22 protein-coding genes and 2 pseudogenes are annotated in these 22,467 nt (G+C 56.3%); 3 read left to right on the top strand and 21 right to left on the bottom strand.

Translation table 11 applies throughout. The annotated features are described in order from the left end of the window. Positions 1–261: 261 nt before the first annotated feature. Genes GJ672_RS03760 through GJ672_RS03750 form a run of 3 tightly spaced genes read right to left on the bottom strand, consistent with a single transcriptional unit; the run spans position 262 to position 4,380 of the window. Positions 262–2,970: an AAA family ATPase gene (locus GJ672_RS03760; protein ID WP_154295942.1), complete on the bottom strand. Its 2,709-nt coding sequence runs from the start codon at positions 2,968–2,970 to the stop codon at positions 262–264. Continuing rightward, entirely contained in the window at positions 2,967–4,109 is a 1,143-nt protein-coding gene (locus GJ672_RS03755; RefSeq protein ID WP_154295941.1) for a DNA repair exonuclease, read from the bottom strand. Before GJ672_RS03755 ends, GJ672_RS03760 begins: the two co-directional genes overlap by 4 nt. Next, positions 4,099–4,380 (bottom strand): hypothetical protein, encoded by a 282-nt coding sequence (locus GJ672_RS03750; RefSeq protein ID WP_154295940.1) that lies wholly within the window; start codon positions 4,378–4,380, stop codon positions 4,099–4,101. Before GJ672_RS03750 ends, GJ672_RS03755 begins: the two co-directional genes overlap by 11 nt. A 469-nt stretch (positions 4,381–4,849) precedes the next feature. On the opposite strand from GJ672_RS03750, the gene GJ672_RS03745 reads away from it, so the two are divergent. Continuing rightward, positions 4,850–5,611 carry a hypothetical protein gene (locus GJ672_RS03745; protein WP_154295939.1) on the top strand — a complete coding sequence of 254 codons (762 nt, stop codon included), beginning with the start codon at positions 4,850–4,852 and terminating at the stop codon, positions 5,609–5,611. Positions 5,612–6,008: 397 nt separating this feature from the next. On the opposite strand, the gene GJ672_RS03740 is transcribed toward GJ672_RS03745, so the two are convergent. The 16 genes and pseudogenes from GJ672_RS03740 to GJ672_RS03670 form a co-directional block, all read right to left on the bottom strand. Further along, entirely contained in the window at positions 6,009–6,287 is a 279-nt protein-coding gene (locus GJ672_RS03740; RefSeq protein ID WP_154295938.1) for a hypothetical protein, read from the bottom strand. Positions 6,288–6,489: 202 nt separating this feature from the next. Beyond that, positions 6,490–6,603: pseudogene (locus GJ672_RS09665) on the bottom strand (IS5/IS1182 family transposase); the annotation flags it as partial. A 125-nt stretch (positions 6,604–6,728) separates the two neighbouring features. Then, entirely contained in the window at positions 6,729–8,441 is a 1,713-nt protein-coding gene (locus GJ672_RS03735) for a DUF262 domain-containing HNH endonuclease family protein (RefSeq protein ID WP_154295937.1), read from the bottom strand. A gap of 423 nt (positions 8,442–8,864) precedes the next feature. Then, a pseudogene (locus GJ672_RS03730) lies at positions 8,865–9,833 on the bottom strand (IS481 family transposase). Between the two features lie 207 nt (positions 9,834–10,040). Further along, a complete protein-coding gene (locus GJ672_RS03725) occupies positions 10,041–10,682 on the bottom strand; it encodes a hypothetical protein (protein WP_154295936.1) in 642 nt (213 codons plus the stop codon). A 51-nt stretch (positions 10,683–10,733) separates the two neighbouring features. Next, positions 10,734–11,666, bottom strand: a complete 933-nt coding sequence (locus tag GJ672_RS03720; protein ID WP_154295935.1) for a hypothetical protein — start codon at positions 11,664–11,666, stop codon at positions 10,734–10,736. A gap of 160 nt (positions 11,667–11,826) precedes the next feature. Further along, positions 11,827–13,335 carry a DUF2779 domain-containing protein gene (locus tag GJ672_RS03715; RefSeq protein WP_154295934.1) on the bottom strand — a complete coding sequence of 503 codons (1,509 nt, stop codon included), beginning with the start codon at positions 13,333–13,335 and terminating at the stop codon, positions 11,827–11,829. 161 nt (positions 13,336–13,496) lie between these two features. Next, positions 13,497–14,528 carry a YafY family protein gene (locus GJ672_RS03710; RefSeq protein ID WP_154295933.1) on the bottom strand — a complete coding sequence of 344 codons (1,032 nt, stop codon included), beginning with the start codon at positions 14,526–14,528 and terminating at the stop codon, positions 13,497–13,499. 149 nt (positions 14,529–14,677) lie between these two features. Beyond that, positions 14,678–16,864 (bottom strand): ATP-binding protein, encoded by a 2,187-nt coding sequence (locus tag GJ672_RS03705; RefSeq protein ID WP_154295932.1) that lies wholly within the window; start codon positions 16,862–16,864, stop codon positions 14,678–14,680. 139 nt (positions 16,865–17,003) lie between these two features. Continuing rightward, positions 17,004–17,153 carry a hypothetical protein gene (locus GJ672_RS03700; protein WP_154295931.1) on the bottom strand — a complete coding sequence of 50 codons (150 nt, stop codon included), beginning with the start codon at positions 17,151–17,153 and terminating at the stop codon, positions 17,004–17,006. 254 nt (positions 17,154–17,407) lie between these two features. Then, a complete protein-coding gene (locus GJ672_RS03695; protein WP_154295930.1) occupies positions 17,408–17,761 on the bottom strand; it encodes a TraR/DksA C4-type zinc finger protein in 354 nt (117 codons plus the stop codon). A gap of 95 nt (positions 17,762–17,856) precedes the next feature. Next, complete coding sequence (gene arsC, locus GJ672_RS03690) at positions 17,857–18,276, bottom strand: arsenate reductase (thioredoxin) (protein ID WP_154295929.1); 420 nt, start codon at positions 18,274–18,276, stop codon at positions 17,857–17,859. Positions 18,277–18,300: 24 nt separating this feature from the next. After that, a complete protein-coding gene (locus GJ672_RS03685) occupies positions 18,301–18,687 on the bottom strand; it encodes a gamma-glutamylcyclotransferase (RefSeq protein ID WP_154295928.1) in 387 nt (128 codons plus the stop codon). A 78-nt stretch (positions 18,688–18,765) separates the two neighbouring features. Beyond that, on the bottom strand, positions 18,766–19,326 hold the full coding sequence (locus tag GJ672_RS03680) for a hypothetical protein (RefSeq protein ID WP_154295927.1): 561 nt from the start codon (positions 19,324–19,326) through the stop codon (positions 18,766–18,768). Between the two features lie 73 nt (positions 19,327–19,399). Further along, complete coding sequence (locus GJ672_RS03675; RefSeq protein ID WP_304624833.1) at positions 19,400–20,413, bottom strand: 2-hydroxyacid dehydrogenase; 1,014 nt, start codon at positions 20,411–20,413, stop codon at positions 19,400–19,402. 143 nt (positions 20,414–20,556) lie between these two features. Then, the gene (locus GJ672_RS03670; RefSeq protein WP_154295926.1) at positions 20,557–20,952 is read right to left on the bottom strand and encodes a glutathione S-transferase N-terminal domain-containing protein; all 396 of its coding nucleotides are present in this window, start codon (positions 20,950–20,952) and stop codon (positions 20,557–20,559) included. Positions 20,953–21,047: 95 nt separating this feature from the next. Here GJ672_RS03670 and GJ672_RS03665 point away from each other — a divergent pair, with 95 nt between their 5' ends. Together GJ672_RS03665 and GJ672_RS03660 are read left to right on the top strand one after the other, a co-directional pair. Then, positions 21,048–21,392 carry a hypothetical protein gene (locus GJ672_RS03665; RefSeq protein WP_154295925.1) on the top strand — a complete coding sequence of 115 codons (345 nt, stop codon included), beginning with the start codon at positions 21,048–21,050 and terminating at the stop codon, positions 21,390–21,392. A 23-nt stretch (positions 21,393–21,415) separates the two neighbouring features. After that, positions 21,416–21,967, top strand: coding sequence for a hypothetical protein (locus tag GJ672_RS03660; protein WP_154295924.1), 552 nt, complete (start codon positions 21,416–21,418; stop codon positions 21,965–21,967). On the opposite strand, the gene GJ672_RS03655 is transcribed toward GJ672_RS03660, so the two are convergent. Together GJ672_RS03655 and GJ672_RS09660 are read right to left on the bottom strand one after the other, a co-directional pair. Then, the gene (locus GJ672_RS03655) at positions 21,964–22,269 is read right to left on the bottom strand and encodes a patatin-like phospholipase family protein (protein ID WP_229381986.1); all 306 of its coding nucleotides are present in this window, start codon (positions 22,267–22,269) and stop codon (positions 21,964–21,966) included. The two genes, GJ672_RS03660 and GJ672_RS03655, sit on opposite strands and share 4 nt — an antisense overlap. Continuing rightward, positions 22,184–22,420: a patatin-like phospholipase family protein gene (locus GJ672_RS09660; RefSeq protein WP_370517599.1), complete on the bottom strand. Its 237-nt coding sequence runs from the start codon at positions 22,418–22,420 to the stop codon at positions 22,184–22,186. The genes GJ672_RS03655 and GJ672_RS09660 overlap by 86 nt, the downstream gene beginning before the upstream one ends. Between the last annotated feature and the right edge of the window lie 47 nt (positions 22,421–22,467).

Raw genomic sequence — 22,467 nt, 5'->3', positions numbered from 1 at the left:
GGGAAAAAGAATCATCCGGGACGTAACAGCTAGAAGTTTTCGGTGCCTGTGCATGGTTTAGAGACGACCCGGATTGGGACCGTGTGAGCTACGCGAACGAACACAGTGCGGCAGAACAAAATTCTTAAGGATGAGAATGCGTGGATATCGGGTCGTGATCGTACCCACTTGCAGTGGACCCCAGAGTTATTTAATAAAATGGGTTGGGTCCGGTTATTTCACTTATTACCTAAACAACACCGTGACGGTTTGAGTTACTGATCATGCGGAAGGCAGTTCATCCGTATTAATAGGCTGCAATTCTAAGTGCTTGCCACCAATACCCTCGAAAAGTTGTTCACGACAAGTCAACACGATGACCTGAACGTTCTTCCCAACCATATTTAGGATGTCGAACATGCGCTCCATTCGGTGATCATCAGAAAAGACCAGCGCATCATCTAAAACTACCGCCGCGGGATGGCCTTTTTCGACAAGCATCTCTGCAAAAGCGAGACGGACGAGAACAGCGATCTGCTCCTGCGTTCCCATACTCAAGTGTTCGAAAGACTCTTTATGGCCATTCTCCCGAATGACATCAACGATATGGAAGTTCTCATCAATAGCGATCTCAGCGTTGGGAAACAAACACTTCAAGTAGCGACGGACTTGTTGCAGGACGGGCGAGAGATAGCGCTCCTTCGCATCGGTCTCTGCAGACTGCAATGTAGATAACAGCAGGGTAAGCACGGCGACTTCGCGCTCATGGCGCTGAAGCTGATCTCTGGCCATTTCCACTTCGCGTTCTTTCTTCTGAATCAACTCATCTAAGCCCGCACCCTCAAGCGCTTCTACATGCGACTGCAGCCGAACAACCTTCTCTTTCAAACCAGAACGCTTGTCACGGCGCTTTTGGAGCGCCGTTTCCAACCGGGCGATACGCGCATCTAGTTGTTCCAAGGTCTCATCTTTGCGCTGCCGTTCCAGCTCTGAGACAGCGCGCTCCTGATCCGCCAGCGCCTTACGCGCGGTCGCCACAACGGCCTCAAGATCCTTATCTGAAACCTGCTTTTCGGCTTCAGTCAGATTGATCTTCAGCTTATCGATACGTTTGTGGCTCTCATCGTATCGCTCCTGCACACTCCCTAACTCGTTCTGCACCCGGCTCATCTCTCCTTCCGGGCCGGCAAGCGCCGCTCGCGCGGCGATCTGAGTGTCCCTTGCTTGCTGCGCGCTTCCCTCGGCAGCCTCCACGGCCTGCTCAGCATCCGTTTCGGATGGCAAGTTCTCAATCTCGAGATCCGCCATCTCACGTTCGAGAATGGCCTTCAGGCGAGTAATGTAGTCAAAAAGCGGCTCGGCACCAGCAGCGTATTCATCTGTCTCCGGTGCATGCAGCTCAGCTTCCTGTCGCGCGAACTCTGCTTCACGTATAAGCTCTTCGCGCCTCGCAAATTGGGCCTCGGCATCTTCAACCGATTTAACGCTGCACTCTTCCAACGCCGCCTTAAGCACGTTTTCGGCGTCACGCTGCTGTGCGATAAGCCGGTCTCGGTCCTTAATCGCAGGCTGAATAGAAATGCTGCCGTAATCGGGAATGCTGATGGTCGTCTCTTCAACCGCTTCCATCGATGGCTGACCGGCCCCAAGAGCCACGCCATTGACCTCGATCCTATTTAGGCGGTCGTAAGGCATATCGAACGCAATGATAGTGGCGGCAGCAGCAAGACGGGAGCGGGACATTTCCAGCTGCCTCATCGCATCTCGTATGTGTTCAATTCGCTCATTGGTCACGAAAATGGCCATCGCGCCCTGTTGGGCGTCTCTTTGCTTCGCCTCGGCCACTTGTGCTTTCTTGTACCGCTCCTGAAACCCTCGGATACGATCCCTACGCTGAACCGCAGTGAGAACGCGGCGGGCCATCGACACAGCTTTGTCACCCTCGGCGACCACTTCCTCAGCTTGCTTTGAATCATTGCGAAGACTCTCGACCTGTTTCTTCAACTCCTGCTCGGCCTGCCGAACCTCGTCGAGCTTCTTCTTCGCTGCCTGGACGGCCGCTTCTTCGCTCTTGATTTGATCCCTCAAAGCGCCACGCTCGGCAATAGCCGCTTCCGCCTGTTCGAGCTTACGTTTCTTCAGCTCAACATCAGTCGTCGCCGCCTCAATACTTGACTCCAGCTTGGCAAGCTCGCTGAGTCTCCTCCGCGCCCGGTCTAGCGCTTCCTTGTCCTCCTGATCTTGCGCTCCCAATGAAAGCCGCGCCAATTTCTCCTGCGCTGCCTCCAATTGATCCAAGGTTTGGGAGAGATCGCTACGACGACCTTGCAGCGTTTCGAGCTCAGACCTCCGCTCCCCGACCTCTTCAATTCGCTGTTTGTAGCTCCCTCGCGGATTACCGTTGGAAGTGAGGAAGCCGGAGAGCTGTTTGCGCACTGTGTCGATCAAACCCTGTCCGCGCCGGCCACCGAGTACCTCTCCGACCTCCGACTCAAGCGCGCTGTGAAGGTTTGATCGCGCGCTATCAGGCAGTTCAAGCGCACCAAAGGACTGGCCTTGCTGAACCCAAAGCACATTCCACATCCCAAGGGTTTCGGGCGTCGCACCCACATTGCCCGGTCTATCGAACCCAAGAAGGCGGCGCAGATTGTCTTCGGCCTCATCACCCTCCAGCTTTCGTCCGTCCGGACAGCACAAGTGAGCGTAGGCATTTTTTAAAAACCGTTTTCCGACCCGATAAACTTCTTCATCGATTTCGAATTCGAGCTCGACAACAGGTGCCGCCTTATTTCGATCATTTTGAAGCGCTCTAATCGGCTGCGCCCTGGAACTATATCTCTCAAACAGCGCGGCACGCAGCGCATCGAGCAACGTTGACTTCCCCATCTCGTTAGGACCAACAACGATGTTCAAGCCGTCGCAAATATCGGCGAGACGCATTGGCGTTGTGAATTTCTTGAACTGATTGACGGCGATGGAGCGTATTTTCATTGGCTGCTATTCTGTAATTTCATGTGCTCAACGAACAGACGCTGGAGCGCCAATGCAGCAACCTCGTGCTCGGAGTCACTTTTATCCTCGGCCTTTTTCCGAAGGACATCGGCGGCCGTTCGCACGAAACCACCTCGATCGATCTGCTCGAGGTCTTGGTCGTTGGGTCGAGGAAACAGCCCAGTATCGTCGACTCGCAGGTAACCGAAAGCTGCTGAAACCTGATCCACGATCTGTTGTTCAAAAAACTGTCGGTCCTGAAGTGAAACCGCACCCTCAACAACAAGGCGCACCAGAATTCGGTTCAGATCACCTTCACTGCCACGCAAGGTCTTGACGAGAGTATCGATATCTTCACGGCTGTTAATTTGTTCACGGTACGTCATCCACCGATATTGGCCGGTCTCGATCGGTGTAACGACGGGTCCAGAATCAGCTCCTTGGATTTCAACCAACAGCGCCTGACCACCACCAGCGACCTCGAACCCATCCGTTTCATGTGTGCCGCTGTACCAGACCTTCTCGTTGATTTTCTTCTGTCCATGCCAGTCGCCCAGTGCCAAATAAGCAAGCCCCGCCGCCTTCGGCCTTTCCGGGCTAATGTAGTTCGAGATGTCCTTGTCATCCGAGCCAAACCCCTTGACCGTGCCGTGCGCCAGACCTATACGGATAATTCCGGCCGGTGTTTCCACTTTATCCATGTATTCAGTGGGATCTCGCAGGGTGTGCCGGTACTGAAGAGGCGCCGGAAGCACTGCAAAGCCATCTCCGTTAAAAATCCTCGGTTCGGCCGACAGGTGCAGCACTACATTTTCCGGGACTCTATTTCGCTGGAACTGGTCCCAGAGGCCGTGAGGGCGGTTCGGATCGTGGTTGCCGGGCATCAAATGCCAGGTAACGTTTTCAAATCTCCGCATGCGTTCCAGCGGCTGATTGAGGGAACGGGGGGATAGTGCCTCCATGTCGTAGACATCACCCGCAACCAACACATGACTGGCACCCTGTTCAACCGCTATATCACCTAGCCGGGTGATCGCTGCAAGTCGTGCCTCCTGAAGAAGCCCCATTGTGCCGTCATCGACGAAACGGAATACCTTGCCGATCTGCCAGTCAGATGTATGGATAAACTTAATCGTCATCGAGACGCTCGATCTCTGCTAGCATATCCAACTCTGCTTGTTGCTTTTGCGTGTATGGCGTCAGCTCTATCCCTCGCACTCGCTGGTCGGCGCGACGTACCTCCGTTTGGAACCAGTGATATTCGTTATCGATCATGAACTGCGGCGCTCCTAACTCGATAAGCCGAAGTAACCTAGCGAGACGAACTCTTGTTTCATCAAAGGCTTCTAGAGTGAGATTTTTTCGCTCTGTCGCGTTGCCACCCTGCAAGTCTTGCTCCATTGTTTCCATACCTCTCATCCTTGATAATTTAGCTATCCTAGATCGACAACTGCAAAATACAACCGCAAACTATCACGCACCTGCGACAAATAATGTCGTCCGGTTCTACGCTGCCCCTCTCCCCTGCCCCGATCCAAGATCCTCTACGACGGGGCACATGGGAACCCCCGATTCCTCGTCGGAGTGCTACAAAAACAAAGAGATCGTCAAAGGCACCGTGATGTTCGCGCCATCTGTTAACAGCGCCCGACCAGCAGACAAAGAGCGCGGCTTCGCAAATCACGCCGCTCATAATGGCGGGCTTTGAGCTTCTCTTATACCAGATCCACTTTGAAACCAACCCGTGCGACATCCTCTGACGCACTTGTCAGGTATCCTCTGCAACCTCTGTGAAAGTATAACAAAACCACGGAAAACTCACGCATATCCCATGGCGGTGAATAAGCTAGTCGCGGGACTTTATGGGAGGCTCAGCAAGATGAAGGATTGGTTAACCACCGAAATACAAAATCGCTTAGATGCAAGTAACAGTCTGCCATTGCAGGAGATTTTGGCAGATTCTCTTTTCTATCCTGCCGCAGGCGTTGATGGCAGCCCAGTGCGTCACGCAAAGCGCCTCGGGGTTAATAGTTTTGTGTATGTCGATACCATAACCTCCGTGGAAAAATTGGACGAGACGTTCATACTCGAACCATTTCGGGGTTATCAGATCTTTGGTCAGCGGCGCTTGGTTAAGGAGGATTTGATTCCAAATGGTTGGGCTCCACGCCTACCTGAATCGTTCCATCCGGGGTTAATGGAGCGATACAACTTCGCCATGCGCCTAACGAATGCTAACCCCATTACAGCATTCGCAACGTGGTTTATTCTGAAACGCGACCAAGAGCTCGACGACACACATGGTCCCGCGTCATTCAGCCTGCTCTATATTCGCGGTGAGGGTGTAGCTACCTATCAGGCACTGTATATCGAACAGAAAATACTGCCGAGGATTGTCGCGATCATCCGCCCAGGAACTGGCTTTGGCGGAAATTATGGCGATTTTGAAGAACTATTCTTTGACGTAGCAGCCATACATCCAGAAGGCATGCCGCTACGATTACTGGAATGGCATAGCGTGAACCACCCAAACCGAAACGCCGATTCACCATGGGTAAAGCACTATCCGACTCATTTGCTCGGGCCGCTACCCAAGGATGGTGAACCCGACTTCGCCTTGTCATTATACGGGGCTGTTTGAGCCTCGAAGTTGGATTTGATGGGCCTATGTGTTGCGACCTGAGTAATCATGTACTTCCAAGGAGTTATGCTCTGTTTCGAGCCCGCTTCGCGGGGAGAGACCTGCTGGAGCAATCGAGAGCCGAAAACCGAGGAGGTTTGTGATGTCGGGAGCCACCATCCACCCCGCCTAATCCACCAGGCGGTGATTTGGCCTGGCTGACTGGACTGTTCATGTGCCGATCGCCTTCGTTGCTGAAGCCGGTGGCGGGTTCATCGGTCCCGAACCGGGTGCGAGACCCGCTGAGCAGCCTTAAAAAAGGCTCTCGAAGCCGGTTGGCCACGCTGCGGACGAGCGCCCTCATCGCCGGATTGTTCCGGTGCCTCGAGGATGGCTTTTCGAGTTGAACCGGACGCCGTCATGCGGCCAGTCGCCATTGGTGACGCCGCCCCAGGACCTTGCGCCACAGCGTCGCGGCGCGACGCTCCAGGATCACATGCAGCCGGCGTGCATGGCGCTGGACGCGGGCGGCGGCCTTGAGCATGCGCTCGCGCAGCCGCTGCAGGCTCCAGCCACGGCCGGTAGGCGCCTCCATTTGGGCGCCCAGCAAGCGCAGCTTCTCAGCGCTGGTGAACTGCCGCTGCGTGCGCCGCTCCAGCGTGGGCTCCGTGGGAACCTCGTTGGACTCTTCGTTCACGTGCTCGTACTCCCGTTCAGTGCGCTTTTGTTATACAGGAACCCCTTCGGTCACTGTCGGGTACAAGGTTGACACTCAGGGTCGGGCCTTGCCATTGCTGATGCACTCGACCTCCGGGGCGTGGAAGGCGTAGAGCTTGTTCTTACTCTTGGTCTTTTGTTCTTATGGGCTCGGCACGTTGGGCCATCTGATCCGGGGTGGCCTTGCGGTCTATGTCGCGCAGCAGCCAGCCAACAATTGTGCGCTGGCGTTTGATCACGCGGCGCATGCGCTTGTACTGCCGGGCGTGGGCATAGCGCCCAGCCTGGCGGTTGAGCCGCGTGACAACGCCAACAAAATTTGACCGTTTGGGGGTGCGGTGTTTATGCGCACGCCCAAACCGTTCGGCGAGGCTGGGTTAACGCCGGCCGAGGGCGGGGTCAGTGGTGAGGAAGCTCGCCGTTACTCCACATCCGCCCAATACTCCGCCGCCCATTCGATAAGCTCATTTTCGCGGGCCTCGATCTGTTCAAGGCCCCAACTATCGTGACTGGCGATTTCATCGGTGATGGCCAAACCGGTTTGGCGATAGGTTTTACGCTTAACACTGAAATCGGAATTACTCGCTTGGCTGTTCAAGGGCTTGGGCAGTAACACCAGATTTCCAAGACGGTTACAGACACTCTCGGCTTTCACGCCGGATGCCCTTAGCAGTTCTGCCCAGGCACTGTCCGTATCCGGCGACTGCGGGAGAATGTGCTCAATGGTACGGCTCGCGCTTTCTGCCCAGATCTTATTCCATTGTGCTGAAGCAACAAGGCGGCCGCTTTGCTCATCCAGCCAGCGCTCGCGGGCGTAGAGAAAGTAGCGCAGGGATTCCTCCCAGCCGTCGTAGCAATCGGTATTGCGCAGCGCTTCTGCACCTTCTCGCGCGGTGAATTGACTGTCGCTTCCTGCCAACGCTTTGATGGCTTGCATGCATTCCGCGTACGAGGGCTCGCTCCCGTCACTGCCAAAGATCGAACGGGCCAAGCGGACGTATGCGCCGACGCCGGTGCGCGAGTCCCGCCGAAACAAACCGAAAATGCGAAAAGAAGTGTGCTCCCATTGTTTCAATAGCCGCTGCTGTTCTGCGCCGGAGAACCGCAGTTCAATGGCTACCGCCAGAAGGCGGGCATGGGCGATTTTGGTAACTGCAGACTTTTGGGTATCCGCTAGTAACTCATCAACTGCACCAGCAACTTGCTCAATAAATCTTGAAACCGCCACCGTGTTGTTTGGATTACCAATGGCGGCGTCGCGGAACACTTCAAGCGCATCCGCATCGGAGCAGACTTTGCTTAGCGAGTCGGAGGACCACAGCGTGGCAGCAAATCGCAGCGCCTCAGAACTCAGCGCTTGACGCACACCAACCTGCTTGTAAATCCGTTGCCAAATGTCGTGAAGCTCCCGAATCATTTCAGGAGGATTCAGCGCCTCTTCAAACGCAATTCCCATCAACACGGCTTTGCACCGATCTAGCCAAGCGACAGGCAACCCACGGGTGTTAAGGATCTCAAAAACGGTGTAAACCATGCGCTCATCGTCCAGCGCGTGGAAGATAAACCGCAGCCGGTTTTTAACTGAACTCAGAAGCGTCATCAAAGGCTCTCTGGTCTCGCGCTGCCATCGCGCCACGAAACTTTCTGCGCTTGTAATCCCCTCAACGATGTTTCTATCCGCTGCGCTGGCAAAGTCCGTAACAGTGGTTCGCTTACCGTGCCGCATATAGTCAATAAAAAATCCCGAGTAATCGTGATTGGTTTGCAGCAATGCCAGCGTGCTGTCATCACTTTTGACAAGCTGTGATTCCAGCTTTTGACGCTCTGGATCGTCATTCGCCAAAGCCAGCGCAATCGCCTTGAGCAAAAGAATTAATGTTGTCAGTCGCTGCTGGCCGTCAACGATGTCCACCACCTGGTACTCATCTGTGCCGAGAACCCGCTGGCCATTGTTAACACCCACCACCGTTGCCATGAAGTGGAAATCCTGGTTCTTATCATGCAGTGTCAGCAAATCATCAAACAATTCCTTGCGCTGCTGGTTTTGCCAACTATACGGCCGCTGGTACTCCGGAATACGGAACAAGCGCCCATGCAAGAGCTGGCTGAGTGTCAGGTTTTGGGGATTTTTCATAAACTTAATCCTTAACGAAAGGGGTTCTTACCGGCTGACAACAAGGGCGATCGCTACGCGATTAACGCGAGTAGATTATAGGTCCTGATGATTACGAAGCTGCCGAAAACAGAAAGAAATTGCACTTGCGAACTCGACCATTTTTCAGGGACGTTACCTTTCGATCTCAGCTCTATCTCGACCATACCGGACCCCCCTCTCAAGTTTCATTACTAAGACCGACTCCGTTTTTTACGTCCCTCACGCGGATATTATGCTTGATTAACCTAGCGTTAGGACTATAGTCTGAGCTCCTACCTTGCGGCATATCCATTCTTAGGCCGATATCTTATGTTTTCGCTCTACTTTCATTAATATGGACTATCTTGAGATTCCTTTCAAGCAAATCAATAACCCGTGAATCATCACAATCTTCATCGAGAATCATATTGAGTATCTGTCAGGTTCCGGATGATTACGCGGCTGGCGATAATACAATTCGGGGCGCTCAGCGTCACAGTTTGTCATGGCCTTAATCGGTGCGGCCGAGGGCTTTTTGCGGCAGGTGGTGATTGTAGAGTTCACATACCGCTTGAGCGTCTTCTCCAAGCTGACCCGGCTGTCAAAGTGGTGGGTGGCCAAAACTTGGCTGATCCGGCCGTTGAACCGCTCCACCATGCCGTTGGTCTGAGGCGACTTCGGCTTGGTCAGCCGGTGTTCGGTGCCCAGGGCCTCACAAAGCTGGTCGAACTCATGGGCCCCGGCGGGCTGCCGCGCCCGGGAGCCAAACAGCCGGTTGGTGAACTCCTTGCCGTTATCGGTCAGGTTGGTCCGAATACGGACCGGACACACCTTTTGCAAGTGGCGCCGGAAGCGACGTGCGGTTGCCGCAGCCTTATCATCGCAGAGCTCGACGTAGACCCAGCGGGTGGCGTGGTCGATGGCCACAAACAGGTACCGCCGGTGGTCTTTATCGACCATTTGCGGGAGGTATTTGACGTCCACATGGAGATACCCCGGCTCATAGGCCTTGAACGGCTTGGCGGGGGCCTTGGGCAGCGCTGCCGTGGGCAGCCTCGAGAGCCCGTGGCGTTTCAGCGCCCGGTGGACCGCCGAGCGCGAGGCCTTCTCACAGATGAACTCACGAGTGACCGCCAGCAGGTCCTCGAGCCGCGACCACAAAGTCTTGCGCACGGCCACCACCACCGCTTCCTGTGCCGGCGTCATGGTCGTTTGCAGCCGATGCGCAGTGAGCGAACGGTCCTCCGTCGTCTCCCGTCTGCGCCAGCGGCGGATGGTGCCCTCGGAGACCCCAACCTCCCTGGCCACCTCCCGGACCGGCTTGTCCGACGTCTGTATGGCCGCCCGTCGGGCCGGAGTCGTGGTGGCGTTCTTGTGCAATCGTATCTCCATCAGGCGTGGCCCCATAGCTCGTCCACAAACTCTTGCATTACCGCTCCACGCGCGATCAACGCCCGACGCGTCAGGTCAATGCAATTGTCGGGGACCTAACACCTTTCCGACTGATCTCGCTCAACAAAAGTACGCACCGGGTTTTGTCTGCATTAAATCGGCTACCCAATGTGTCAACATGCAAAAACAATTGGGCCCCGTTTCGATTTATCTCTCCATTCGCTTTGGATCAAAGCCTCCAATCAGCATCAGGCACTTATCCGCAAACCTCATTCGTAGAACTTGAGATAAATAACTAGAATTTTTTGGGAGACGCTGTGCAATTACCTTTTCCGCTCTATTATTACTACAAAGTGCTTCGTGGAATTTCATAAATAATTTGAAGTACTGCGAATAATCGTGTGCCTCGATATCATCTTCAAAAAAAGCCCCCAGCCCTTGCCGCCCAAATTGGTCATATGGCGGAATACTCCCCGGAAATAAAGAGAACACGAACTTTGATGCAAGACTAGTCTGACGAGTTGGGCTAGCTCCGTTTTCTTTCAACGCAGTAGATAATTTCCCAACAGCCTTAGGCAGATCTCTTGCGCCGGTATTTCTTAGCTCTTCACGAGCTTTCTGCAGTTCCCGGGCGAGAACTTCCCGGTAAAGCAAAGGATTAACCCGCGCAAGCTTCCATTTGGTGAGCCACTTCCTTAGACCCTGCTCTGATATGTCAGGAGCTGATTGGAGCCATTTGGCCAAGCGCCCTTCGTCCCCCTCCCATTGGTACCTTGCCTCTTGAGCGGCAAGCTCCAACCATCGATCATCAAGCTCCAACCGTCGATCATTTAAATCTATTTGTACCATTATGCACCTTACATTTTATACAAGACCATTGGGATTTTTAGCATAATTAATTCAGGCTACCATCGCTTCTCTAAAGCTTTTTAAAACTGTCAAAAGAGATGGAATATCTGGGATATTACGATATTTTTCATCAGGCTTTAACCAGGAATATTTTCGACCCGCTTTTGCTTCGCTCAACTCTAAGCCAATTTTATCCTTGAGATTATTCAAGGCGTTTTCATTATCATTCGGATCTCGCGTATAAATATATTGGATACTGAATTTCAATTTCTTAGTGAATTGAACATTGAAATCAATGCCGCCAATGTTGACGATTACCGCAAGATAGCCGTTGGATTCTCCGGGGTGAAAATACTGGTCGCCAGGGTTATCGAAATCACGCCATAAAAACGCATTCTCCGTTAGAATCTGTTGGAGTTCCGCGAGTGTGTCATAGGCACTTGCTTCTTCTAAACCCAATATTTTTTGATTTCGGTATTCGTTAGTACGAAGTCCTGTGACTTTTTCCTCATCAACACCTGCTTTTCTTGGGATATTTTCTTGATCCCGTGCATTTTTTACAATCTCTTCAAATTCTTCTTTGGTTCGGATGTAACGGTGGCGACGCCCGCTCGCAATATTGGTTAGAGAACTTTTTCCATATAAAAAATGCAAAAGCGTCGCCTCCACGGCGAAGGCCTCTTGCTCAGTCTCATACCGACCCACAATCACTTCCAGCGGCTTTTTTCCCGCCTCTGCAATCTTGCGGACTACAGCCTGTTTGCTCGTCAGCTCAGCCTTGGTCAACTGGTCTTCACTTTCCTGAGCTAGTTGCTTGAGCAATCGGTTTACATCGTTGTAATGGGCGCCAGCCCGCTGCCCAGTACCCTTACCCACGTAGAACACACGGTTACGGGCTAAAGGATTGAGAAGTAGGTATACGTAATAAGGAAGCAACGGCTCCGTGCGTGACTCTGTAAACTCATTATTCACTTCATTTTGCATTAAATTCGCTCCCCGAAAGTAAGTTAGGGCGATAATGATTTCGTATCTTCATGCCCTACTAAAACATACTGATAGGTTATGTCTTGCTTAAATGGGCGGCGCGTTTCCCCAGCAATCACCAGGGACCTGACGCCTGTGGGATTGCCGGTTCCAGACCCCCTTAGGCCGTGAGTTCCTCACCCGAAAAAATCGCCCACATACGAACCATCGCATAGGTATCCAACTTACAATATTCCTCTAACTCCCGCTCAATCTGCGCTTTCCGTGCATCGCTGGTTGTCGGGTCCAGTGCCTCCAGGAACCTGGCCATGGCCATCGCACCGTCCTGAACGCCATCAAGATCGTCGTAGCGCAGGTCAGGGCAAAGCGCGGGCAGCACATGCTTAATACTCCAACTCCCCTGCTGGCTGGGGTGGTAATAATGCGATCGCGCCAGCGGCAGCAGATCCACCACACGCGCGTTCAGGCCCAGTAACGGCTCGGCGAGATGCGGAAGACGCTCGGCAAGCTCGCAGATAACCCGTTTTTCAAAGCCCTCGTTGTAAACATAGATGGGCCCGGTATCCCCACAGGCCGAGATCAATGCCTCGGCGAATCCGCTCGATGGCTCATCGCCCGAGAGATCGAGGAACCCTTCATGGCCCAGTTTTTCTGTCGGTGACAGGTAATGGACGCTGAACTGGAAGGGGATCTTCTGGTAGGGGCGGGTTCCCTTCCAGATCGGCACAGCGAAATCGATGGTTTCAAAATCCATAAAATAGGCCGGCAACGAATGGGCGGCAAGCGCCTCGCGTGTTGCCTGCTGGTCGAAATAGGGGTCGCCGGACACCGTGACCGTTTTGATGCGCTTTTGTTTTTCGTTGAGCAAATCATCGGGAAGATCCCGCAGTTCCGTGAGCGAATTCGCCTCGATGTGTTGCTTGAGATCCTTTTTTAAATGGCCCGGCAGCCAAGCGATCGGGTGCTCGGCACTCGGCGTCTGGCTTTGACAGTGGTTGATAAAGCCACAGGCATAGGGTTTTGTGCACTGCGGACCCATGGCTGTGTTGGGCGCCTCCGGCAGGGCCACAATCTGTTGGGCCTCGGCAATCCACCCGCGGACTTCAGCCTCGCGCTTGAGCGACTCTTGCGTCAGATCAACTTCGCGCAAGAGGCCGCGATAATCACCATCACCCGGATAGATCCAAGTATTGTCAATATGCGCCAACGCCACTTCGGTTAAGGGCACGTCTGAGTTGCGTGCGACAAAGGATTGGATGGCGACATCGTCACGGTGGTAGTCCTTCACCGAGGTTGAGGACTTGACCTCAACCATCCGCCAGGCAGCTTTGCCACTTTCTTCCATCGGCAGCATTACATCGGCAAAGGCTAGGGCGCCTTCGGCCCGAAACCCGGCTTCAAAAATGGGTAGCGACGACTCCAGAAGGTCAGCAGTTCGCTGGAACGCTGCGGCAAAACCTTCAGTGTGTGGGTCGATCAGAGCGCCGACCCCATCCGAGTCGTAGAGCTGCTGCGCAATGTCCCCAACCTTATCCCCGACGGCGAACCTCGCCTGAGTAGCTGCCGAATCCTGACTCAGCCCAGGAGAGTGAACCTCCAGCCACAGCCGTTTGGGGCACTGCCGATAGGCAAGGATTTTGGACTTAGAGAGCGCAGTCGTTTTGCTCATAAGATCATTATGCTCCGTCGTGGTAGCTAATCCGACATTCTAAAACCACCCCGCGACGAAGACTGTCGCGATGCCCGCTACGCCTTTCGTAGAATCAGCGTTCTAGCATGGTTCTCTTCAACTATCCTATGGATCCGCGATTTCCTCAGTTACCGCAAACCCTAATTGTCGCCTGATTCCTGCATCGAGAATTTTGAGTAGAGCCGACTTCCTTTGCGCAACTCCGCACCCACTCTGGCCCGGAGATCCTCCGGTTCAATCACTTCAATATTTGCACCGGCTGCGAGGAGCCAGCGCCACAGGGACCCGGTGGATGGCAGCTTGGCGCTGACACGGATTTCGAACTCGGGGTCGTCCGGTTCCGACTCAAGCGTTTGGTCTGCGGTAAGCGGGCACGCCTGAAGGATCTCAGCGATGTACCCTCTTGCACGAATCTGGAGGTCGACGGAATCGCCCTGACCGAAGTCGCCATGGCCTTGGGCGATGTGCTCCTGAAGATCAAAATTCGGGAGTCGAATCCCGGTATCCTCCGCAAGCACTGTGAGGTTTTGCATTCGATGAAGCGGAAAATGCTTGATGATTTCCCGCTCCCCATCCTTGATCGCTAAGAGGTAGGGAATCGGTCCTCGCTGAATGAGAGCTTGGGGATGAAGCTTGCCCTCACTCATCTCACCACTCTTTTTTTGATACCTTGCCTCTACCGGATGAGATTCGATGAGTGCTGATACAACATTATGGAGGATGCCTGCCGGTATACGAACTTGTTGTAGCTGCAGGTGATCAGGGATCACCAGAAGTTGCTCCCGGGTGAGCAAGCCCATCTGCTGATCGATGAGAACACGATGCCAAACCTCTTCGAGCCTGCCAGAGCGCGATGCCTCTTCGAGGAGTGGAAACAGCAAACGCGTCGTATCGCTCCGCCGAATTCTGGAATCGTCCCAGAGGTCATAGCGGGCCCGACGATAGCGCCAGGTGCCACCCTGCCGCTGACCTGCCTCCGCATCGCCGGAGTCAATGAGCTCCTTGATGTCTCGCTGGAGCTTACGAAGACCCGCCGAGTTCGCGTAGTGGTCAGGAAACGCCTCTTGCAGACGCCGTATGGTATGGCAATCCGACCAACTCGTTCCTGGCGGTTTTAGCAGCGTTAGAAGATCTGTCCGACGCTGAAGTGTTTCTAACTGCGCTCCGGGCATACCGACCTCCCTGTCTCACGGGCCGAAGAACCGGTTCCCTGGCTCTCGCCGATGTGCCGATATTACCCGCTGGAGGCAGACCGCGCGATCCTCATTGTTAATACAAAGGACGCGGGAAGCCCGCGTCCTTTTACCGAAGCTCTCAACCCTCAGAACTCTTGCCTGGGGATTGAGTTTTCTCCATGTGCCTTCTTCAGCTCCCATTCGGACCGGAGCCTGCGCAGGAACTGTTCGGGAACCAGCGCCTCGTTAAGCACCCGGCGTTGACGACAAACATTTGCAACATCGCCGAGCGTGAGCCCTTCAAGCCCCGCGAGCAGTCGTGCAGAGGTTTCAGGTACCGGCGCTTCCGGGTCGCCAAACGCCTCCTGTGCAAAAACCCGGCGACGCTGGCTTGCATTCATCGGCCGAAACATCAGCTTGATATCAAACCTGCGCAACGCGGCAGGATCCAACCCATCCATCAAGTTCGTGGCCGCGATAAAAACGCCGGGGAAGCGCTCCATCTGCTGCAACAGTTCATTGACCCGGGTTCGCTCCCAACTCCGCTGCGCGTTTCGGCGATCTTCCAGAAAGCTGTCCACCTCATCCAGCAGCAGCACCGCATGCTCAGGATCTGCAGATTCGAACAATTCCGCCAAGTTTTGCTCGGTCTCACCAACGTAACAGTTCAAAATGTCGGAGGCCTGGGCGACAATCAGTTCACGGTCCAGAGCCTCAGCAAGAATTTCAGCGAACTGCGTCTTACCCGTACCGGGTTCACCGTAAAGGCACAGGCGCCCCTGGCCGCTTCCCTGGATGCCACGAATCACCGTCTCCGGTGACTCTGTACCTTCGATGTTCAGCAGCTTCAGATCCAGCGTGGTATCCGAGCGGCGAACGCGTGGCGTCGATCTTCCGCGCACCGCCTGACGCATGTTCATCAACACGTGCCGAACCCGCGCATCGACGTTCGCCCCGGGGCTTAATCCAACCACCCGGCGCGCGTTATCCAGAACCGCCGGCGTAACCGCGATGTCCGACGCTACCTCCTTGATCAAACTATCCGTTGCGCCACTGTCACCGAGTATGCGGCCAGCAATCGCTTCTCGAACCGAAAGGGGAGGTGTCCGAAATTCCACTGGCAGCAGAAAGCGCCGGAGCACTGCCGGATCCAGCGACCACCGGTCGTTCGTAATCCAAATGGTCGGCACCGGATTTGACTCGAGGGCCCGGTTGAACCATCCCTTCTCCCGAGTTGGCGAATAGCCGGTCATACGGGAGAGCATCAGTTCCTGGGTGCTCTGAAGATCCTCCATCTCATCAAACACCAGCAGCGGAGCCTGCGCGCTACCCATCAACGTCTGGGCCAGTTGATAGCCTCCGAGACGCCCCTCCCGACCCATCGGCTCACCGCTTTCATCGGCTGATCGGACCGAATAGGCCTGGACCGCCAGCTCTTTGGCGATCACTTTGGCCAGCTCGGTTTTTCCAGTGCCCGGAGCGCCATAGAACAGGGCATTGACGCCACCGGCGCAGGTCTTGCCCGCTTCACCCAAGACCTGCTTCAGGACCGTTACCTGAGTTTCGAGATGTGAAAATGCGTTCTCTTCAACCTTGGCGCGCCCAAGTGGCTCCAGAAATATGCCTAGCAGTTCTTCCCGATCGCGTGGTGCATAAGCGATTGCCTTTTCGAGCACTGGACCTGGCTTTAAGCAGTCTTCCAGATCTGAATGCTCATCGACTTTCACGAGTGCCAAGGTTCGAAGCTTGCTGTTAGAGCGCAGCGCCCGCTGAATGGAGTCCTCTGAGAGATCCAGCGCTGCGGCGAGCCGTTTGGTGTTGACCGGCAGCGTACCCGTGCTGGATGCCCGACAGATATTGCGTAAAGCGCCCGAAGTCAGTAGCAGTTCGACAAACAGCAGCAGTTCCTGCTCCGTTTCATCGAGCTGTAGTAAGCTCACGAGGAGCTTGGTGACCTTCGTCAACAACGCACCGACGTCCCTCGTCTGCAGCTCCTCCTGCACATGACTGGGAATGCGGTTGAATAAATGCTCTAACCCTGAAAGGTGATCTTCCTCTTCATCATCGTCATCTTCCGTATCAAGGCTTTCTAGGAGCATCTCCAATTCATTCTCATCATCAAATTCAAGATCCATCCCTTCCTTGTCTTTCAAACGATCCTCAATAACGGGTGCCAGCAACCTCCAAGTGGCCCTGGTGGATCGATGAGCGGCAAGTTTTGCTTCCCCATTAACCGCTGCTTGGTATAAATTAATAGCCAGTCGTGCGAGCTCCCGTTCTTTAGGAGTGACGTCACTCAGATCCGTACGCCAGCACTTCTGATAATTCGGCATAAACACTCCTCAGCCAGATTGGTTCTATGTACGCGGCAAGCGACAACGCGACCGGGTTCAGCCCTTCAGTTGAACATCAAGCCGCGACATAGTGCGTCGTATGGATGGCCTGAACTTACTCAGGCCGGGCGAAAGGGATTCACCACCTCACCGGCAGTTCCGCTTTGATTGCACTGTACTGGTCACCGGCGCGCCGCATAAAACGCCGAACCGCCTTTGAATAGCCGCGCTTGCGTGCCGCGAAACGTCGCTCCTGAACCGCTGCCGCTTTTTTGCGATCTTTGATCATTCAAATCCTCCGCTGGAGAAAGGAAAAGTCATCAGTTCAATTGGCGCGCACAGAGACACGCCAGATGGGCCTGAAGATCAGGCTTCTGGTGGATAAGGTTTTGGATAATTGACGGTCGGGAAGATACCACTCGGTCGCGACAATGGGTGTCGCGTGGGGTCTACCCATAGCTGCGGACACATTTGAAAAGCTTCATCATGGGAAGCAGGAGGTGTCCCCAGATCTGGGGCAGACCCCCGGAGAAAATCGCCGGCTCAGCGCTGTTCGGATTGCTCCGCGCAGCTGATGCAGATAGGCGTGGCAGGGTCGGCCCGCAAGCGACCCGCAGCTATCGGTTCTTCACAACGAACACAGTCTCCGTAGGTGCCCTCGTCGATGCGGCGCAGCGCCGTACGAATCCGCTGCATCTGTCGCAGCGCTCGGGCTTCCGTCGCCTTTGCCATGGCCTGGCCCTGAACCGCATCCATGCGTGTCAGGCGACCGGTTCGGGTCTGATCAAGCTCCACGGTCTCCGTTCCCGATTGACGTGAATCGGCGCCCCGCTCAAGAGCGGCAAGATCCTGTTGCAGCCGTTCCTTCAAGACTTGCAAATCATCGTTGCTCAACATCGGCACGCCTTAAAACGGAGAACACTATTCCATGGGTGGAAGATGCCGTTTCTGATCCTCTGCCAACTCCACATCGTGGTCCAACAGAACGCTCTTCAGCCAGCGTGGCTGACCATGGCCATCAACTCCGCCACCCGCTCGCGAATCTCATCGCGGATACGGCGGAATTCTGCCATGACCTCGTCCTCGGAGCCGGTGGCCCGGGCGGGGTCTTCCAGCGGCCAGTGCCGCTTCCGGGTTCCCGGTGGCAGCAGCGGACAGTGTTCATCGGCATGACCGCAGACCGTGACCACCAGATCCGCCCGCTCCAGCATGGCGTCGGTCAGCCGCGTGGACTCCTGCGCGGAAATATCGACGCCCACCTCCTCCATGACCGCGATAGCCCGCGGGTTCTTGCCGTGGGCCTCGATACCCGCCGATTCAATTGCGACGCTGCCCGCCGCGAGGCTGCGGGCGAAGCCCTCCGCCATCTGGGAACGACAGGAGTTTCCGGTACACAGGAACAGGATGTTCATGCCTTCTCCAGTTAATCGCCAGCTTCAGTGCCGCGCCGCCACGTAACCCGCATAGTCTCCATCCATGATTCGGCCGGTCGGCGATACGTGTCGATTGTACTGATAGACCTGGACGGATAGTGCGTCGCCGGTTGCTTCCAGCCAGGCGTTCGAGGTAACTCGTACATAGAGGGAGCCCTCAGGATCATCGGGATCGTAGTCCTCGAATCTGTCCAGTGCGGGCAAGCGATCGGCGTCCACCCGGCAGACTTCGCCGTGGACGAGGCCATCGCCAGGTACAAGGCCCGGGAACCCACCGAGGTCGTAGAGCTGTCCCACCACGGTCGCTGCTCCGAGCGACTGGGCGTTCCCCAGAAGCTCTGCGCCTTCGAAGCCGGGCCTCAGGAGACCGTAGACAAATATCACCATCATGATCTCCCGGTCAGGACTACGCCGCGGCTGTAAAGTGCTTGGCGCGACGCATCACCGGTATCGGCGTCCCTTGGATCGCTATAGCGCTTCTTCCACCGCGGCATCGATTTCCTGTGACCGGGTTGGCGCATTGCCGCGAACTGCTGAGCGCACCTCGGCCTCGCGCTCGGGAGCAGCGGTGGCCGCGGCGACGGCCACTTCAACCGCCGCCTCTGGCACTTCGACAGACACCGCCCCGGCAATGGCCGCCGCTCGATCCGGATTGGATTCGACCGCGGCCGTGGTCACCTCCACGGCTTGCGCGGGAGCCGCCCGTGTCGCGGCGACAGCCGCTGTCTGCGCCTGTTCCGGGACCGCGTTGGCAATATTGCGTGCGACATCCGGCGCTGCCTCAGGATTAATGCCAACGGCGCGGTTAACCACCCGCCCCATCACGATGGACAGAGTCTCCGGGGTCGCTTCAAGAATCTCGTCCCGGTCTTCCTCCGAGACTTCCAGGCCGGCCTCCTCCAGCGCATCGATGACGTCCTGAATGGCCATGGCCGGCATGGCCACGAGCGTCAATGCAAAGGCGAGGCTGAAGCCAATGGCCTGTATCCGCGCGAGCCATTTGCCGCCAACTGAGTGAACCCTGTTCATACCAGCATGATCCTTTCTTGGGCGTTTCAAGAGAAATCCTTGGGCGGTAAACCTACGCGACGGGTTGCAACCCTTATAAAAGCCGCGTGAGTTCATTGTCGCACACCTCGCCCCGAGCAACGGTGGCCACGTTACTGAGCGTGACCTCGGCGATTTGCGTCATGGCCTCCTGGGTAAAGAACCCCTGGTGCCCCGTGATCAGCACGTTCGGGAAGGTCAACAGGCGCGAGAGCACGTCGTCGGCAAGAATTTCGTCCGACAGGTCGCGGAAAAATACGTCACTTTCCTGCTCGTAGACGTCCAGGGCCAGGTGCCCCACTTTCTTGGATTTGAGCGCTTCGATCACCGCCTCGGTATCCACCAACCCCCCGCGGCTGGTGTTCACCAGCATTACGCCGTCTTTCATGCGGGCGATGGACGCCGCGTTGATCAGGTAGTGATTAGATTCGGTCAGCGGACAGTGAAGACTGATGATATCGGCCTGGGCATACAGATCATCGAGCTCCACGTAACGGCCACCCAGGGCCGTGAAGGCCGGGTTTTCGTGGACGTCGTAGCCGATCAGTGACACACCCAGCCCGTAGAGCACGCGGGCGGTGGCGACACCGATCCGCCCTGTGCCAATGAGGCCCACCGTGCGGCCATTGAGATTGAAACCCAGCAGGCCCTTGAGGTTGAAGTCCCCCTCCCGGACCCGGGCATAGGCGCGATGGGTGTTCCGATTCAGCGTCAGAATCAGGGCCAGCGTGTGCTCGGCGACCGCTTCCGGGGAGTAGGCCGGCACCGAAACCACCGCCAGTCCCTGACGCTTGGCCTCGGCGAGATCAACGTGATTGAACCCGGCGCACCGCAGGGCCACCGTGCGCACCCCGGCGTCAGCCAGCGCTTGCAGGCAGGCGGCGTCCAGGGTGTCGTTGACGAATGCGCAGATGACCTCCGCCCCACTGGCCAGTCGGGCCGTGTCGGCATTCAGCGGTGACTCGGTGAAAGCCAGATCAAAGCCATGGGCGGTGTTCGCCTGTTCAAAGAAGGTCTGGTCGTACTTTTGCGCGCTATAGAAATAGATGCGCATCGCTGAATTCGTCATTCGTTTTTCCTGTTCACGGCCGCCGGAGCAGCACGGTGAGGTAGCACTCCCTGCAGGACCTCAAGGATGGCTTGCCGGTTGCGCGCGGCGGCCGGACTCTGCCGGCGGGCATCGGTCATTGCGGCGTCCTTGCAGGCACCCAATCACCCCGACGAGCCGAACCGCTCCTCGAGATACGCGATGATGTCGTCTGATTCGTAAAGCCACTGCACGCGGCCATCCTCCGCCGCGATCCGCAGGCAGGGGACCTTGATCCGGCCGCCTTCCCGCTCAAGGGTCTGCCGGTGTTCGCCGGGCTGGAGGGCATTGCGCAGCTCGACGTTCAGCGACAGGCGATCCATGACCCGGCGGACCTTGATGCAGAACGGACAGGCGGGAAAGTGGTACAGCGCCAACCAGCCGGTACCCTCATCCACGGCACGCTGGTCCTCGGCCGTTCGCTGAATGCCCCGGGGCCTGGACAGATGATAGCCCGCAATCATGAACGGGGTGAGTACCCGGCGCAGGGTGCGAAAGAATATTCGGATTAGGAATCGCATAGTCGTAGAGTGTGCCACAGGGACCCCTTGCGAGCCGACAGGGGCGCAAGTCACCCTTAACTGCCGCCCTCACTGCCAAAACTGGAATTTAGCCCATGCCACAGAACACCCTCATATTTGCCGTACTGCTCATGGCCCTCGGATTCGGCGCTTACCTTGCTACCGGCACTCAGACCGCCCTTCTGCCGGCCTATCCCGGGATCCTGCTCGCTGTCCTGAGCGGCCTTGCGCTCGTCTTCAGCAATGCGCGGCGGCATTTAATGCATGCGGCTGCGGTGGTGACGTTGCTTGGCGCCCTCGCCCCCGCGGCCGCACTGGCGGTCCGGGCGGCGGATATGAGCCCACTGGCCTTATCGATCAACGTGGCCATGCTCGGGCTTTGCGCCATCCTGCTGGTCCTGATGGTTCGCTCGTTCATTGCCGCACGCCGGTCCGCCTAGTGCGAACGGGCCTGCTACTTATCATGGCAGGCCTGCTTTTGACGGGCTGCGCCGGGAACGTCACCCCGCTGGATGAAACCGCACTTGACGACCCCCGCCCGGCCTTCCTGGTGGACCACGGGCGCCACACTACCCTGGTCCTTACCCGGGAAGACGACTCCCTCGTCCGCTATCTCTATGGCGAGTGGCGTTGGTATGCCCTGGAGGAGACCGGGTTCATCCGGGGCTGGTCGACATTGCTATGGCCAACTCAGGGCGCGCTGGGACGCCGGGAGTTGACCGGGCCGCCGGCCCCTCAACGCATCCGGCAACAGATTCCGGTAGTCATCCAGACCATCCACGAACTCCCGGTGGAAGCCGAACAGATCGATGCGCTGGACCGCCGACTTGAGGCCCGGTTCGACGACGCCATTGAGACCCGACATTACAACCCGGTTTATGACCTGGAATTTGTCCACGACCCAAGGGACTACACCCTCTTTTACAACTCCAACCATGTGGTGGCGGACTGGCTGCGTGAGTTGGGTCTGGAAGTCCAGGGGGACCCGATATGGGGCGTATGGCGAGTCGACTAGCTCGGCCCCGCTGCGAAATCGCTCAGCAGGTGGGTGCTGAACCCCATTTCCCGGGCACGCTGCATGATGCCGTCAACACCGCGGGGTGGCACCTCGGGGGAGTTTTCCGGCAGAAGCTGGATCAACATCAGATCGCTGGAGTGACCCGCCCTGACCAGGGGCAACAACGCCGGGTTGGCCACATAGCCGCCGTCCCAGTAAAACCGACCATCGATCTCAACGGCCTGAAAAAGTGTCGGGATACCGGTAGACGCGAGCAGCGCGCGCGCCCTCCGGCCCGTCAGCAGTCCACCCGGCCGCAAGGGCGGCCGCGTTCAATGCGCCAGCACTGGTCCCGCTCAACCCGCCCGGCCGTATGCCGGCTTCCAGAAAGCGGTCCAGCACGCCCCAGCTAAAGGCTCCGTATGACCCGCCGCCCTGTAGGGCGAAAGCCAGGGCTGCATGATCTCTCACAGGCGGAAATCACCCCCGCTTCCGCTGCCGAAAGCATATCACCGGGC

This window comes from Spiribacter sp. 2438 (assembly GCF_009676705.1).
In the GTDB taxonomy this organism is placed as follows: domain Bacteria; phylum Pseudomonadota; class Gammaproteobacteria; order Nitrococcales; family Nitrococcaceae; genus Spiribacter.
This window is presented reverse-complemented; position numbering and strand designations above follow the sequence as displayed.

Excerpts from the sequence above, each read along its gene's own strand:
- GJ672_RS03665 (WP_154295925.1), top strand. The coding sequence starts at position 21,048 with ATGCCACAGAACACCCTCATATTTGCCGTACTGCTCATGGCCCTCGGA.
- GJ672_RS03660 (WP_154295924.1), top strand. The coding sequence starts at position 21,416 with ATGGCAGGCCTGCTTTTGACGGGCTGCGCCGGGAACGTCACCCCGCTG.
- GJ672_RS03735 (WP_154295937.1), bottom strand. The coding sequence starts at position 8,441 with ATGAAAAATCCCCAAAACCTGACACTCAGCCAGCTCTTGCATGGGCGC.
- GJ672_RS03675 (WP_304624833.1), bottom strand. The coding sequence starts at position 20,413 with ATGACGAATTCAGCGATGCGCATCTATTTCTATAGCGCGCAAAAGTAC.
- GJ672_RS03760 (WP_154295942.1), bottom strand. The coding sequence starts at position 2,970 with ATGAAAATACGCTCCATCGCCGTCAATCAGTTCAAGAAATTCACAACG.
- GJ672_RS03750 (WP_154295940.1), bottom strand. The coding sequence starts at position 4,380 with ATGGAAACAATGGAGCAAGACTTGCAGGGTGGCAACGCGACAGAGCGA.
- GJ672_RS03680 (WP_154295927.1), bottom strand. The coding sequence starts at position 19,326 with ATGAACAGGGTTCACTCAGTTGGCGGCAAATGGCTCGCGCGGATACAG.
- GJ672_RS03725 (WP_154295936.1), bottom strand. The coding sequence starts at position 10,682 with ATGGTACAAATAGATTTAAATGATCGACGGTTGGAGCTTGATGATCGA.
- arsC (WP_154295929.1), bottom strand. The coding sequence starts at position 18,276 with ATGAACATCCTGTTCCTGTGTACCGGAAACTCCTGTCGTTCCCAGATG.
- GJ672_RS03670 (WP_154295926.1), bottom strand. The coding sequence starts at position 20,952 with ATGCGATTCCTAATCCGAATATTCTTTCGCACCCTGCGCCGGGTACTC.
- GJ672_RS03695 (WP_154295930.1), bottom strand. The coding sequence starts at position 17,761 with ATGTTGAGCAACGATGATTTGCAAGTCTTGAAGGAACGGCTGCAACAG.
- GJ672_RS03685 (WP_154295928.1), bottom strand. The coding sequence starts at position 18,687 with ATGATGGTGATATTTGTCTACGGTCTCCTGAGGCCCGGCTTCGAAGGC.
- GJ672_RS03715 (WP_154295934.1), bottom strand. The coding sequence starts at position 13,335 with ATGAGCAAAACGACTGCGCTCTCTAAGTCCAAAATCCTTGCCTATCGG.
- GJ672_RS03700 (WP_154295931.1), bottom strand. The coding sequence starts at position 17,153 with ATGATCAAAGATCGCAAAAAAGCGGCAGCGGTTCAGGAGCGACGTTTC.
- GJ672_RS03745 (WP_154295939.1), top strand. The coding sequence starts at position 4,850 with ATGAAGGATTGGTTAACCACCGAAATACAAAATCGCTTAGATGCAAGT.
- GJ672_RS03710 (WP_154295933.1), bottom strand. The coding sequence starts at position 14,528 with ATGCCCGGAGCGCAGTTAGAAACACTTCAGCGTCGGACAGATCTTCTA.
- GJ672_RS03705 (WP_154295932.1), bottom strand. The coding sequence starts at position 16,864 with ATGCCGAATTATCAGAAGTGCTGGCGTACGGATCTGAGTGACGTCACT.
- GJ672_RS03755 (WP_154295941.1), bottom strand. The coding sequence starts at position 4,109 with ATGACGATTAAGTTTATCCATACATCTGACTGGCAGATCGGCAAGGTA.
- GJ672_RS03720 (WP_154295935.1), bottom strand. The coding sequence starts at position 11,666 with ATGCAAAATGAAGTGAATAATGAGTTTACAGAGTCACGCACGGAGCCG.